The following is a 13,385-nucleotide window of genomic DNA, read 5'->3' as shown; positions in this document are numbered from 1 at the left end:
TGGTGGCGGGTTGGCTTAGAGTCCGATCGTTTTCTTGATCAGGCCGAACACATCGGTGTTGTCCATCACACCGGAGAAGCTGGCCGCGCCATTGCCCATGGCGCCGATGAAGACATCGGTGCCGCCGTGGGTCTCGCCGCCCGTCGCCATCGGGATCACGGCCTCCTGGTGGTAGGCCTTGTCGAACACGGCGGCGTCGGTCAGCGCGGTGCGCGTCGCCGGGCGGTTCTCGCCGTTGCCGAAGCCGATGATGGAGAAGGGATTGCCGCTGCTGTCGGGGTTCGCGATGCCGGTGACGTAGTTCTTCACCAGGCCGAGCACGCCCGGGTTGCTGTCGGTGGTCGGGCCGGTGCGCTTGGCGTAGCCGTTCAGGACCAGGGTGTGGTCATGGTCGGCGGTGACCACGATCAGGGTGTTCTTCAGGCCCGGGTCGATCACGTTGAGCTTGTCGATGGCCGCCTTGATCGCGTTGTCGAAGGCGACGGTGTCCTGCAGCGCCTTGCGCGCGGTGGTCTCGTGCAGCGCATGGTCGATGCGGCCGCCTTCCACCATCAGGAAGAAGCCCTTCTTCTTGGCGGCCAGCACGTCGATGGCCTTGCCGGTCATCTCGGCCAGGCTCGGCTCGGCAGCCGGGTCGCGGTCCAGGTCGTAAGCCATGTGGCTCGAGTTGAACAGGCCCACCACCTTGGCGGCGCTGCTGCCGATCTTGTCGAAGTCCGACTTGTTGGCCGCATAGGTGTAGCCGGCGGCCTTGAACTCGGCGACGAGGTCACGGTTGTCGGTGCGGGCACCACCCGCGGCCTTGTTCTGGAAGTGCTTGCGGCCGCCGCCGAAGACTACGTCGACGCCGTCGCCCAGCGCGCCGTTGAAGCCCGCGCCCTTCGGCACCAGCTGGGCGGCGATGGTGTTCTCGCCGTCGCGGTGGCAGATGTGGGCGTAGGTGGCCGCCGGCGTGGCGTGCGTGATACGGGTGGTGGTGACCACGCCGGTGCCGTAGCCGGCTGCCTTCATTTGTTCAAGAAGAGTCGGTACGCTCTTGCCGTTGCCGCTCGACGGGCAGGTGCTGTCGGCGCCGGACAGGTAGTCCTTGCCGTTGGCGTCGAAGGCGCTCGTCTCCGGCGTCATCGAGATGACTTCGTTGTTCATCTTGACGCCGGTCATGTAGGCCGCCATCGACGGCGCGCTGTCGGTGACCTGGGCGTTGTTGGAGTAGGTCCGCACGAAGCCGCTCTCGGGCAGCGTGTCCATGGTCAGGTCACCGTCCTCGCCCACCTTGTAGATGCGCGCGGCGGTCATGGTGGTCATGCCCATGCCGTCGCCGAGGAAGAAGACGACGTTCTTGGTCGGTGGCGTGCTGGCCTGGGGCTTCTCGGTCGACCCCTGCGTGGTCGGGTTGTTGTTGTCGTCGCCGCCGCACGATGCGAGCGCGACCGACATCACTGCCGCCGCGATGACGGAAATCCTTCTCATGGTTGTGTTCTCCCTGTTTGAGACAGACCGGGAGGGTGCCGGAGAAATATGGCAGCGTCGTGAACGGATGTCTGGTCGATGCAGACATTGTGTTGCGGCGGTGCCATACTGCGCGAACGGCCGTGACGAGACGGAAAGCCCGATGGCGTACGCCACCTTCCGCTTCTACGAAGAACTGAACGACTTCCTGCCGCCGGACCAGCGCGGCCGGGAGATCGGCTGCGCCTGCGCGCGCGCCGCCACCGTCAAGCACATGATCGAGGCGCTGGGCGTGCCCCATACCGAGGTCGAGCTGGTGCTGGTGAACGGTGTGTCGTCCGACTTTTCGCGCCGGCTGGCCGACGGCGACCGCGTGTCGGTCTATCCGACCTTCGAACGCCTCGATATCACGCCGCTGCTGCGCGTGCGTGAGCGCCCGCTGCGGGTGCTGCGCTTCGTCGCCGATGCCCACCTCGGCGGGCTGGCCCACCTGCTGCGCATGACCGGCTTCGACACGCTGTACGACAACCACTTCGAGGACCGCGAGATCGCCCGCCTGGCCGCCAGCGAGAACCGCGTGGTGCTGACGCGCGACCGCGAACTGCTCAAGCGCCGCGGCATCGACCATGGCTGCTACGTGCGCACGCTCAAGCCGGCACAGCAGGTGCGCGAGATCTTCGCGCGGCTCGACCTCGCGCGCAGCGCGCGCCCCTTCGCGCTATGCCTGGACTGCAACGTGCCGCTGGCGCCGCTGCCGCGCGCCGAGGCGGACGGGCGCGTGCCGTCGGCGGTGCTGGCGCGTCATGAGCGCTTCGTCACCTGTGCGCATTGCCGGCGCGTCTTCTGGGAGGGCTCGCACTGGCGCCACATGCGGGCGCTGGTCGACGAACTGATGGCGGGAGCGGGCGACGGCGAGGCCGCCTTGAACGTCCCGAACGCCTAGAACGCCCCGCTCTCGCTGACGATCCAGTCCATCGGCAGGTCGTGCGCCTGTGGTGGCAGCACCACGCGGCAGGCATCGAAGCCGATGCCGATGGCGAGCGGCCGTGGCGCGGCCGCCGCCAGCGTGCGGTCGTAGAAGCCGCCGCCATAGCCGAGACGGAACTTTCCGTCGCTGAAGCCGACACACGGTATCAGCAGCGCGTCGGGCGTCGCCGGCGCGCTGCCGTCGGGCACGGGGATGCCGTAGCGCCCGCTGCGCATCGGCGTGGCGGGTTCCCACAGGTGGAAGTCGAGCGGCGCGCCCGGCGCGCTGACCACCGGCAGCGCGGCCTCGCGGCCGGGAGCCTCCGCCAGCCAGCGCGCCAGCAGCGCGCGCGCGTCGAACTCGTGCTGGATGGGCCAGTAGAAGCCGAGGCAGCGCACCGGCAGGCGCGCCAGCAGGGCCGCCAGGGCGGCCTCGATGCGCGCATCGGCTTGCGCACGCTGCGGCAGGGTCTCGCGCAGCGCCAGCAGGCGGCGGCGCAGGGCGGCGCGGTCGGTGCCGGAGGGTGCGGAGGATTCGGCCGGCGCGGCGGAAATCGCGTCGTGTTGCGCGGGCATGGCGTGGGATAATGTCTGCAATCTACCGAACATGGGCGCGACGGCCGCAAGTGCTATGTGCCGTCGCGCCGTCAACCACATCAACAAGGATGTCAAGAATGCTCAAGGGAGTATATCTGCAGCGTGCCGGACGGGTCGCCTGCGTGGCGCTGTCTTGCATGCTGCTCGCCGGCTCGGCATTCGCCCAGAAGCGGCCGCAGCCCCAGGCGGCGGTCATCCCCGGCAATCCGGACGATGCCTTCACCGCGCTGCGCGAGGCCGCGCGCAAGAATGACGCCGACCGCGCCAATGCCTTGTCGGCCACCCTGGTCGACTACCCCATTCCCTCCTACGTCGAGTATTTCCGCATCAAGCCGCAGCTGTTCGATGCCAGCGGCCTGGCGCGCGTGGACGCGCCCGACGATCAGGTGCGGGCCTTCCTGCAGCGCTACCAGGGCGATGCCATCGCCGACCGCATGCGCAACGACTGGCTGCTGGTGCTGGGCAAGCGCCACGACTGGAACGGTTTCGATGCCGAGTACCCGAAGTTCGTGCTGAAGGACGACACCCAGGTCGAGTGCTACGCGCTGCTCTCGCGCGTGCTCAAGGGCCAGGACGTGTCGGCCCAGGCACGCAGCACGCTGACCGACCCGCGCTACTACGGCGAGGGTTGCGTCGACCTGATCGGCACCCTGGCCCAGGGCCGGCAGATGTCGGCCGCGGACGTGGCCTACCAGGCGCGCCTGGCGCTCGAGCAGAACTACGTGACCCTGGCCGGCAAGATCGCCGCCACGCTGCCCGCGCCGGGTGCCGATGGCGATACGCTGGCCATGGTGGTCAAGATGGCGCGCAATGATCCGCGCCAGGCGGCGGCCTATCTCGCCGCCAGCGGCGCGGGACTGTCGCCCGAGCAGCTGGGCGCGGCCTGGGGCGTGGTCGGCCAGTTCGCCGCCAAGAAGCTGATGCCCGAGGCGGTCGACTACTACCGCCGCCAGCTGTCGCTGGGCGGCAACCAGTGGCTGTCGGACGATACCCAGGAATGGCGCGTGCGCGCTGCGCTGCGCCAGGGCGACTGGAGCATGGTGCGCCAGGCGATCGAGCAGATGCGCACCGAACTGCGCGCCAAGGACCCGGCCTGGACCTATTGGTACGGCCGCGCGCTGAAGGCGGCCGGGCGCAACGATGAAGCGCAGCAGCAGTTCCAGTCGATCGCCGGGCAATTCAACTTCTACGGCCAGCTGGCCAACGAGGAACTGGGCAACCGCACCGTGGTGCCGCCCCGTGCCACCGTCAGCGACGCCGACGTCGACAGCATGCGGGCCCGGCCCGGCTTCCTGCGCGCGCAGAAGTTCTACGACCTGAACCTGCGCTTCGAAGGCAACCGCGAATGGAACTGGGAGCTGCGCGGCATGACCGACCGCCAGCTGCTGGCCGCCGCCGAGTACGCGCGCCGCATCGAGCTGCTCGACCGTGCCGTCAATACCGCCGACCGCACCCAGGCGGAGCATGACTTCTCGCTGCGTTTCCTGATGCCTTACCGCGACCTGATGCAGCGCGCCACCGATGACGTCGGCCTGGACCTGGCCTGGGCCTATGGCCTGATCCGGCAGGAGTCCCGCTTCATCATGAACGCACGCTCGTCGGCCGGTGCCCACGGCCTGATGCAGGTGATGCCGGCCACGGCGCGCTACGTCGCGCGCAAGATCGGCATGGCGGACTTCTCGCCGTCGATGATGGGCGACCCCAACATCAACATCGTGCTCGGCACCAACTACCTGAACATGGTCTTCACCGACCTGGACAGCTCGTACACGCTGGCCTCGGCCGGCTACAACGCCGGTCCGGGACGGCCCAAGAACTGGCGCTCCAGCCTGCCGCGGGCGGTGGAGGGCGCGATCTTCGCCGAAACCATCCCGTTCAGCGAGACCCGGGGCTATGTCAAGAATGTGCTTTCGAATGCGACGTACTATGCTGCATTGATGAGCGGTCGGCCTCAGTCGCTCAAGGCCAGGCTGGGCACGATCGCGCCGTCGACGGTCACCGCCACCAACCTGCCCTGAGCGGCCGGCGGGCGGCGTGGACCGGCGGGGCGGGGCGACGGCGCCCCCCCGGTTTCTGCGTCATGGAGGGAGCCTGCCATGCAGACCAGCGCTGTACTCGTCATCGGCGGGGCCGGATTCATCGGCACCCATCTCGTCTCGCGGCTGGCGGGTGTCGCCTGCGCCTCCAGCGCGCCGCTCGAGCCCGGCACACTGACTTCCCCGCCGATCGCGCCGGAACGTATCGTGGTCGCCACCCGCGACGTCGAACATGCCCAGCACCTGCTGCTGCTGCCGCGGGTCGAGGTGGTCGAGCTGGGGCTGGACGATGACGCCGCGCTCGACGCGGCGATCGGCGGGCTCGGTGTCGACGGCATCGTCATCAATCTCGCCGGCGTGCTGCATGGAGAGCGCGCCGATCCCTACGGCCCGGCCTTCGCCGCCGCCCACGTCCAGTTGCCCGAACGCATCCTGGCGTCGTGCGGGCGCACCGGCGTCCGCCGCCTGCTGCACACGAGCGCACTGGGCGCCGACAGCGCCGGCCCTTCGATGTACCTGCGCAGCAAGGGCGACGGCGAGCTGGCGGTGCGCGACAGCGATCTCGACTGGACCATCTTCCGGCCCTCGGTGGTGTTCGGCCCCGACGACCACTTCCTCAATATGTTCGCGCAGATGCAGGAAGTCGTGCCGCTGGTGCCGCTGGCCTGCGCGCAGGCCAGGTTCCAGCCCATCTACGTGCAGGACCTGGCCCAGGCCATGGTCAACGCCGTGGCGAGCAAGGCGACCATCCGCCGCATCTTCGAACTGGGCGGGCCGCAGGTCTACACACTGGAGGAACTGGTGCGTTTCGCCGGCCGCGCCTCGGGCCATCCGCGGCCCGTGCTGGCCCTGCCCGATGCCCTCGCGCGGGTGGAAGCCGCGATGCTCGAGCACATGCCGGGCCAGCCGCTGGTCACGCGCGACAACCTCGACTCGATGCGCCTGGACAATGTGCTGAGCGCACCGATGGCGGCGGAGCTGGGCATCCATCCCGCCAGCCTGGAATCGGTGATGACCGAAGTGCTGGCAGGGCGCACGCGCGATGCCGAACTGCAGGGATGGCGGGGCAGCGTGCACCGTTGAGGCGCGGGCCGGGCGCGGCGATGCGGCCGGCGATGTGACCGGCGATGTGACCGGCATTCACAGCCCTTGCCAATGCAATTCATTTGGCGCGGCCGGCGCGGCTGGCTAGAATGACAGGTCCACGCCACTTGGCGTCGGCCGTCTCCCCCGCCTGCAAGGAAATCCACGATGAAGCTCGTCATCGGCAACAAGAATTATTCGTCCTGGTCGCTGCGTCCCTGGCTGCTGCTGCGCCAGGCCGGCGTCGACTTCGAGGAGATTCCCGTCTCGCTGTTCGCGCCGGGCTCGGCCGAGCAGATCGCACGCTATTCGCCGGCCGCCAAGGTGCCGGTGCTGATCGACGGCAGCGTGGTGGTGTGGGACTCGCTGGCCATTTCCGAGTACGTGGCCGAGCGCCTGCCCGAGAAGCGGCTGTGGCCGGCCGATCCGGCCGAGCGCGCCCATGCGCGCGCCATCTGCGCCGAGATGCATGCCGGTTTCGCCAACCTGCGCAGCCAGCTGCCGATGAACGCCACCGCGGTGCTGCCCGGGCGCGGCTGGAACGTCGCCGTGCAGCGCGACGTGGAGCGCGTCGCGCGCATCTGGGGCGAGCTGCGCGAGCGCAATGCGGCGCGCGGCCCGTTCCTGTTCGGCGACTTCACCGTGGCCGACGCCTACTATGCGCCGGTGGTGAGCCGCTTCGCCACCTATGGCATCCACCTGCCAGACGCGGCCAAGGCCTACGCCGATTTCATCCTGGCGCTGCCGTCGATGCAGCAATGGATCGCCGGCGCGCGCACGGAGCGCGAGTTCGTGGTGGCCGACGAGCCCTATCGTCTGGCGCCCGAGCGGGCCGACGCCATCATCATCGGCTGAGCGGCGCGGGAAGGATTGGCGATGCAGGTCTACGCCGTGGGCGGAGCCATCCGCGACAGCCTGCTGGGACGCCCCAGCCAGGACCGCGACTACGTGGTGGTCGGCGCCACGCCGGCCGAGATGGAAGCGGCCGGCTACAAGCCGGTCGGCAAGGATTTCCCGGTCTTCCTCCACCCGCGCACGCGCGAGGAGTATGCGCTGGCGCGTACCGAGCGCAAGACCGCGGCCGGCTACAAGGGTTTCGATTTCTACTGCGCGCCCGACGTCACGCTGGAGGAAGACCTGGTCCGGCGCGACCTGACCATCAATGCGATGGCGCGCGAGGTGGGCCCGGACGGCGCGCTCACCGGTCCTGTCATCGACCCGTTCGGCGGCCGGCGCGACCTGGAGGCGCGGCTGTTCCGCCACGTGTCCGAGGCCTTCGTCGAGGATCCCGTGCGCATCCTGCGCGTCGGCCGCTTCGCCGCGCGTTTCGCCGATTTCCAGGTGGCGCCGGAGACCGCGCTGCTGATGCGCGCGATGGTCGACGGCGGCGAGGTGGACGCCCTGGTGGCGGAGCGCGTCTGGCAGGAGCTGGCGCGGGGGCTGATGGAGACGCGTCCCTCGCGCATGTTCGAGGTGCTGCGCGCTTGCGGCGCGCTGGCCCGGCTGCTGCCCGAGCTCGACCGCCTGTGGGGCGTGCCGCAGCGTGCCGACCACCATCCCGAGGTGGACACCGGCGTGCATGTGATGATGGTCATCGACACCGCCGCCGCCATGGGCGCACCGCTGCCGGTGCGTTTCGCGGCACTGGCGCATGACCTGGGCAAGGGCACCACGCCCGAGGATGTGCTGCCGCGCCATCTGGGCCACGAGCAGCGCGGCGTCGAACTGCTGACGGCGGTGTGCCAGCGCCTGCGCGTGCCCAACGACTGCCGCGACCTGGCGCTGCTGGTAGCGCGCGAACATGGCAACATCCACCGCTCGGACACCTTCGGCGCTGCCGCGCTGGTGCGGCTGCTGGAGCGCTGCGATGCGCTGCGCAAGCCGGAGCGCTTCGCCCAGGCACTGCAGGCCTGCGAGGCCGACGTGCGCGGCCGCCTCGGCTTCGAGACGCGCGCCTACCCGCAGGCCGCGCGGCTGTCGGCCGCACGCGAAGCCGCGGCCGGCGTCGATGCCGGGGCCATCGCGCGTGCCTGCGGCAACGACGTGGAGCGCATCCGCGAGCGCGTGCATGAAGCGCGCGTGGCCGCCGTGCAGGCGCGCCTGGAGCCTTAGGGCGCGGTCAGGAAGGGAAGGGCGGGAAGCCGGGTCGGTCGCCGGCCTAGAGCAGCCGGCCGAGCATCAGCGCCAGCAGCGACAGCAGGATGGTGGAGGCGAAGGGCAGCACGTACTCGCGGCCGAACAGGCGGAAGCGCACGTCGCCCGGCAGGCGGCCGATGCCCAGCTTCTGCAGCCACGGCAGCGCCGCCGACAGCACGACCACGCTGAGGAAGATGGTGAAGGTCCAGCGCAGCATGGCTCGTCGCCCCCCTGTCCGTGGCCGTTCAGAGCGCGTGGCTGCGGTCGCCGCGCGCGAAGCCTGCCAGCGGCTGCGCCGCCGGCAGGTCCTGCAGCCCGCGCGTCAGCGCGATCACCTTGAACAGCTCGCCCATCTCGGCCTCGGACAGCAGCTTCTGCACGCCGTTGGCCGCCGGCAGGAAGCGGTTCACGTCGGACGGGTCCAGCGCCATCAGCAGCTCGGTGATGCCGGCGTTCATCAGGAAGCGCGCCTGCGAGGCGAAGCCGGCCACTTCCAGTCCGGCATCGACGCCCGCGTGGGCGATGCCGCTGAAATTCACGTGCGCGGTGATGTCCTGCAGGCCGGGATAGAGGAAGGGGTCGGGGTGGGCGTGGTGGCGATAGTGGCACATCAGCGTGCCTTCGGCGCGCTGCGGGTGGTAGTACTCGGCCGCCGGGAAGCCATAGTCGACGAAGAAGGCGGCGCCGCGCGACAGCATGGCGCCGATCGCACGCACGAAGCCCTCGGCCTCGGCATGGGTCTCGGTCACCACATCGTGCGTGCCGGCCAGCGCCAGCAGTTGCGGGGCCACCTCGTCCGGCGCCAGCATGCGGTCGGAGAAGGCGAAGCCGGGCACGTCGGGGTCGGCGTGACGTGCCACGCCACGCTCGTGCCAGCGCCCGTCCAGGCGCGCGAACAGGCGCACCGGCATCGCATCCAGCACCTCGTTGCCGACCACCACGCCGTCGAAATGCGCCGGCAGGGTGTCCAGCCAGTGCACGCGCGCGGCCAGCTGCGGCGCGCGCTCGGCCAGCGTGGCCTGCTGGCGCGCGCGCAGCTCGCCGGACAGCTCGACGATGTCATAGCGTTCCGGCAGCGCGCCTTCCGCCTCCAGCCCCAGCAGCAGGTCGGCCGCCAGCCGGCCCGTGCCGGCGCCGAATTCCATCAGCGCGGGCAGCCCGCCGGCCAGCAGCGGAGCGAACTGGCGCGCCAGCGTGCGGGCGAAGAAGGGGCTCAGTTCCGGGGCGGTGATGAAGTCACTGCCGTCGCGCGCGTCGCGGCCGAACTTGGCGGCGCCGCCGCTGTAATAGCCCAGGCCGGGCTCGTACAGCGCCATCGACATATAGCGGTCGAAGCCGAGCCAGCCGCCGGCGGCATCGATGGCATCGCCGATGCGCACGGACAGCGCCGCCGACGCGGCCAGCGCATCGTCCGGGGGAAGGGGTAAACTAAGGCCTTTCTGCATATCGCGATTGTAGCAATGCCAGATTCAACTTCCCGTTCCGCCGTGAGCGGCAGCGGCGCCGCCGCCGGCACCACCCTGGGCGTGGCCCTCGTCACCGGCGGCGCCCGCCGGCTCGGGCGCGCGATCGCGCTGGAACTGGCCGCGCGCGGCTGGGACGTCGCGGTGCACTGCCACCGCTCGCGCGAGGAGGCCGAAGAGGTGGCCGGGCTGATCCGCGCCGCCGGCCGCCGCGCCGCCGTGCTGCAGGCCGACCTCGCCGACGAGGCCGCCACCGCCGGCCTGATCGCCGCCTGTACCGCCGCGCTGGGCGTGCCGACCTGCCTGGTCAACAATGCCTCGCTGTTCCAGTATGACGTGGCGACCAGCTTTTCCTACGGCTCGCTCGATACGCATATGCGCACCAACGTGGCCGCGCCGCTGCTGCTGGCGCGCGAGCTGCACAAGGCGCTCGGCAGCAACAAGCGCGGCGTGGTGATCAACCTGCTCGACCAGAAGCTGAACAACCTGAACCCGGACTTCCTGTCCTATACGCTGTCCAAGGCGGCCCTGCAGACGGCCACCATGCAGCTGGCGCAGGCGCTGGCGCCCAAGCTGCGCGTGGTCGGCGTGGCGCCGGGCATCACGCTGGTGTCGGGCGAGCAGAGCGGACCGGGTTTCAAGCGCGCCCACCGCATGACGCCGCTCGGCCAGTCGTCCACGCCGGAGGACATCGCCGATGCGGTGGCCTACCTGGCGCAGGCACGTGCCGTCACCGGCACCACCTTGTTCGTCGACGGCGGCCAGCACCTGATGCCGCTGGCCCGCGACGTGATGTTCCTGACCGAATGACCCGCCGGGCGGCCGTCGTGCCGCCCGTCTCTCCTGTTACCCTGGCGTCCGCGCGCGTGCTGCGCCGGCCGCGCTTCCCCCAGCACTCCCCAAGGCTTTCCATCGCATCATGACCATGCCCGCCGCCCTTTCCCATCCCAGCCTGCAGGACTGCCGCCGCCTGTTCCTGCGCAACTACGAGGTCCAGATCAATATCGGCGTGCATGAGTTCGAGAAGAAAGGCGAACAGCGCGTGCTGATCAATATCGACCTCTACGTGCCGCTGGCCCAGAGCACCCCGCAGGACGACAAGCTGCACGAGGTGGTCGACTACGATTTCATGCGCAGCACGGTGTCCGAGCGCATGGCCCAGGGCCATGTGCACCTGCAGGAAACCCTGTGCGACGACGTGGCGCGTGCCATGCTCAAGCATCCCAAAGTGCGCGCCGTGCGGGTGTCGACCGAGAAGCCCGACGTCTATCCGGACTGCGACTCGGTCGGCGTGGAAGTCTTCCACATCAAGAGCGCAGGCGCCTGAAGCGCCTGAAGCGCCATTGCGCTCGCGCAGCCGCGGCCCGGCCGGCGCCATCCGCGCCGGCAGGCTAAAATACGCGGTTCGGCGGCGATCCCTGCTGCCGGGTGCCGTATCGGGCGCTTTTGGCGCCCCGGCCCAGCTCGTCGAGTTCCTACCGCCATGACCACCGCCACCCATTCGAAGAACTTCTACCGCCTGGAGACCTTCCTGCAGTCGCAGACCGGCCGCGCCATCGGCGACTTCAAGATGATCGAGGATGGCGACACGGTGATGGTGTGCCTGTCGGGCGGCAAGGATTCCTACACCCTGTTGTCGGTCCTGATGGCGCTGCAGAAGCGCGCGCCGATCCGCTTCAAGCTGATCGCGATGAACCTGGACCAGAAGCAGCCGGGCTTTCCCGAGCATGTGCTGCCCGAGTACCTGAAGTCGACCGGCGTCGAGTACGTGATCGTCGAAGCCGACACCTATTCCATCGTCAAGGAGAAGGTGCCGGAGGGCAAGACCACCTGCTCGCTGTGCTCGCGCCTGCGCCGCGGCGTGATCTACCGCACGGCCAAGGAACTGGGGGCCAACAAGATCGCGCTGGGCCACCACCGCGATGACATCGTCCAGACCTTCTTCCTGAACATGTTCTTCGGCGGCAAGATGAAGTCCATGCCGCCCAAGCTGGCGACCGACGACGGCCAGCACATCGTGATCCGTCCGCTGGCCTATTGCCCGGAGAAGGATATCGCGGCCTATGCGCGCGCGATGGAATTCCCCATCATCCCTTGCAACCTGTGCGGCTCGCAGGAAAACCTGCAGCGCAAGAAGGTGGCGGAGATGCTGCAGGACTGGGAGCGGCAGAACCCCGGCCGCATCGACAATATCTTCGCGGCGCTGCGCAACGTGGTGCCGTCCCACCTGGCCGATACGGACCTGTTCGATTTCAATGGCCTGGCCACCGGCCTGGCCAAGGTCGACGAGGCGTCGCTGTTCGGCGACAGCACCTTCAGCCAGCAGCCGCTGGTCTTCACCGGCAACGTCGAGTCCAACCGCATGGAGTTCGTGCGCTTCGAGCGCCCGGCGGCCCCGGCGCCGCAGGCAGCGGAGCCGCCGGCGGCGGAAGCCGGCATGGACCGCGTCGCCGGCTAGCGGCGCACGGTCCCTTTCCTGGCCCCTTTCGCGGCCCCTTTCGCGGCCCCTTTCGCGGTTCCCTCTTCCGCTTCCTTCTCCTTTTCTCCCCCTCGGCCGGGGTCGCTCCGCTTGCCTCGGCCGGCCGCGTTTGCGGCTCAGTTGGCGGCCTGGCGCGGCACCACGCGCGCGCCCTCGCGCTGCAGCGCCTGCGCGTCGTCGATCCATCCCTGCAGGCGTTCCACCGCATGCCGGCGCTGCTCCGGCGTGGCCAGGCCGGCGATGGTGGCCGCCAGCGCCAGGCCGGCATCGTTGTAGGCCTGCCGGCGGCTCTCGCGTTCAGCGTCCGGGGCGGTCTGCCAGTGCTCGCCGTAGCGCTTCAGCCACACGATCAGCTGGGCGCGCGGCGGATGTTCGGCCTGCGCGCGCCGCACCAGCGCCAGCCATTCCTGCTGCCGTGCCAGGCGCTCGGCGTAGCGCGCCTGCGCGCCGGCCACCAGCGGTGCCATGGCCCCGCGGATGGCCGCTTCCTGCGTGTCCGAGAAGCGCCCGTAGATCAGCTTGGCGTACTCCATCACCTTGTCGAAGCGGGCGTCCTCGCGATCGTCGGCGCTGCCACCGAGGAACTTCTTGCGGTACTTTTCATTGCCCTCGGCGAGCTTGGCCTGCATGCGCGCGATCTGTCGCGTGTCCAGCGACAGCACCAGGTCGGCCACGTCCGGCAGCGCCCGCTCATAGGCTTCGCGCGCCAGCCGCTGGCTGTCCTGCTGCAGCCGCGCGAGGCCGGCCACATCGACGTTCTGCTGCACCTGCGCCTTGGCCTGCGCCAGCAGGCTGACGATCTCGGGCAATTGTTCCTTGCGGTGCCAGGCGAAGAAGCGCGCGATGGCCTCGCGCGTGGGCGCTGCCTGCGCATCGTTGACGTCCACGTAGTGGTCGACCCACCAGTAGGCGAGCCGGTCCCCTTGCTGGTAGCCGAGCTTGAGCGCGCTGCAGCCCGACAGCGCGAACATTGCAAGAAATGTGATTATCGTGAAAATCAGCGATCGATTCCGATGTGCGCGAGTGTAAATTTCAGCAATACCCGAGGGTCTTCCCGAATGCCCCATGCTAAAATCGCCGCGCACCAAACGCATGTATCCGGGATGCCCGCCAGCCCAAGCCTGGCAAGGCTTTCCGGGAGATGAAAAAGATATTCCCTGTCCCTTCTGGCGGGGG

The 13,385-nt window shown here is 69.4% G+C and carries 13 protein-coding genes; 8 read left to right on the top strand and 5 right to left on the bottom strand.

Translation table 11 applies throughout. The features are described 5' to 3' along the window. Positions 1–15: 15 nt before the first annotated feature. Positions 16–1,470, bottom strand: a complete 1,455-nt coding sequence (locus tag BKK79_RS09305) for an alkaline phosphatase (protein ID WP_071010801.1) — start codon at positions 1,468–1,470, stop codon at positions 16–18. 142 nt (positions 1,471–1,612) lie between these two features. On the opposite strand from BKK79_RS09305, the gene BKK79_RS09300 reads away from it, so the two are divergent. After that, the gene (locus BKK79_RS09300; RefSeq protein WP_071037579.1) at positions 1,613–2,392 is read left to right on the top strand and encodes a Mut7-C RNAse domain-containing protein; all 780 of its coding nucleotides are present in this window, start codon (positions 1,613–1,615) and stop codon (positions 2,390–2,392) included. Here BKK79_RS09300 and BKK79_RS09295 read toward each other — a convergent pair. Continuing rightward, complete coding sequence (locus BKK79_RS09295; RefSeq protein WP_071010803.1) at positions 2,389–2,991, bottom strand: 5-formyltetrahydrofolate cyclo-ligase; 603 nt, start codon at positions 2,989–2,991, stop codon at positions 2,389–2,391. The genes BKK79_RS09300 and BKK79_RS09295 overlap by 4 nt on opposite strands. 98 nt (positions 2,992–3,089) lie before the next feature. On the opposite strand from BKK79_RS09295, the gene BKK79_RS09290 reads away from it, so the two are divergent. The 4 genes from BKK79_RS09290 to BKK79_RS09275 all read left to right on the top strand — a co-directional run bounded on the left by BKK79_RS09290 (position 3,090) and on the right by BKK79_RS09275 (position 8,243). After that, positions 3,090–5,030, top strand: coding sequence for a lytic transglycosylase domain-containing protein (locus BKK79_RS09290; protein ID WP_071037578.1), 1,941 nt, complete (start codon positions 3,090–3,092; stop codon positions 5,028–5,030). A 78-nt stretch (positions 5,031–5,108) separates the two neighbouring features. Continuing rightward, positions 5,109–6,131, top strand: coding sequence for a complex I NDUFA9 subunit family protein (locus BKK79_RS09285; RefSeq protein WP_071010805.1), 1,023 nt, complete (start codon positions 5,109–5,111; stop codon positions 6,129–6,131). A gap of 168 nt (positions 6,132–6,299) precedes the next feature. Then, positions 6,300–6,986, top strand: a complete 687-nt coding sequence (locus BKK79_RS09280; RefSeq protein WP_071037577.1) for a glutathione S-transferase family protein — start codon at positions 6,300–6,302, stop codon at positions 6,984–6,986. A 21-nt stretch (positions 6,987–7,007) separates the two neighbouring features. Next, positions 7,008–8,243, top strand: a complete 1,236-nt coding sequence (locus BKK79_RS09275) for a multifunctional CCA addition/repair protein (protein WP_071037576.1) — start codon at positions 7,008–7,010, stop codon at positions 8,241–8,243. A 46-nt stretch (positions 8,244–8,289) separates the two neighbouring features. Here the strand turns inward: BKK79_RS09275 and BKK79_RS09270 are convergent, their stop codons facing one another. Further along, complete coding sequence (locus tag BKK79_RS09270) at positions 8,290–8,484, bottom strand: DUF2905 domain-containing protein (protein WP_071010808.1); 195 nt, start codon at positions 8,482–8,484, stop codon at positions 8,290–8,292. Positions 8,485–8,512: 28 nt separating this feature from the next. Further along, entirely contained in the window at positions 8,513–9,712 is a 1,200-nt protein-coding gene (locus tag BKK79_RS09265; protein ID WP_071037575.1) for a class I SAM-dependent methyltransferase, read from the bottom strand. Positions 9,713–9,727: 15 nt separating this feature from the next. On the opposite strand from BKK79_RS09265, the gene BKK79_RS09260 reads away from it, so the two are divergent. The 3 genes from BKK79_RS09260 to ttcA all read left to right on the top strand — a co-directional run bounded on the left by BKK79_RS09260 (position 9,728) and on the right by ttcA (position 12,188). Further along, positions 9,728–10,540, top strand: coding sequence for an SDR family oxidoreductase (locus tag BKK79_RS09260; RefSeq protein ID WP_083383920.1), 813 nt, complete (start codon positions 9,728–9,730; stop codon positions 10,538–10,540). A 109-nt stretch (positions 10,541–10,649) separates the two neighbouring features. Beyond that, complete coding sequence (locus BKK79_RS09255) at positions 10,650–11,057, top strand: dihydroneopterin aldolase (RefSeq protein ID WP_071010810.1); 408 nt, start codon at positions 10,650–10,652, stop codon at positions 11,055–11,057. Between the two features lie 156 nt (positions 11,058–11,213). After that, on the top strand, positions 11,214–12,188 hold the full coding sequence (gene ttcA, locus BKK79_RS09250; protein WP_071037574.1) for a tRNA 2-thiocytidine(32) synthetase TtcA: 975 nt from the start codon (positions 11,214–11,216) through the stop codon (positions 12,186–12,188). Between the two features lie 137 nt (positions 12,189–12,325). Here ttcA and BKK79_RS09245 read toward each other — a convergent pair whose 3' ends face one another. Next, complete coding sequence (locus BKK79_RS09245) at positions 12,326–13,180, bottom strand: DUF6279 family lipoprotein (RefSeq protein ID WP_071037573.1); 855 nt, start codon at positions 13,178–13,180, stop codon at positions 12,326–12,328. Positions 13,181–13,385 lie beyond the last annotated feature (205 nt).

The sequence above is a fragment of the Cupriavidus sp. USMAA2-4 genome, from assembly GCF_001854305.1.
Lineage (GTDB): Bacteria > Pseudomonadota > Gammaproteobacteria > Burkholderiales > Burkholderiaceae > Cupriavidus > Cupriavidus malaysiensis.
Note: the sequence above shows the minus strand (reverse complement) of the source record. Positions and strands in the feature narration are given on the sequence as shown.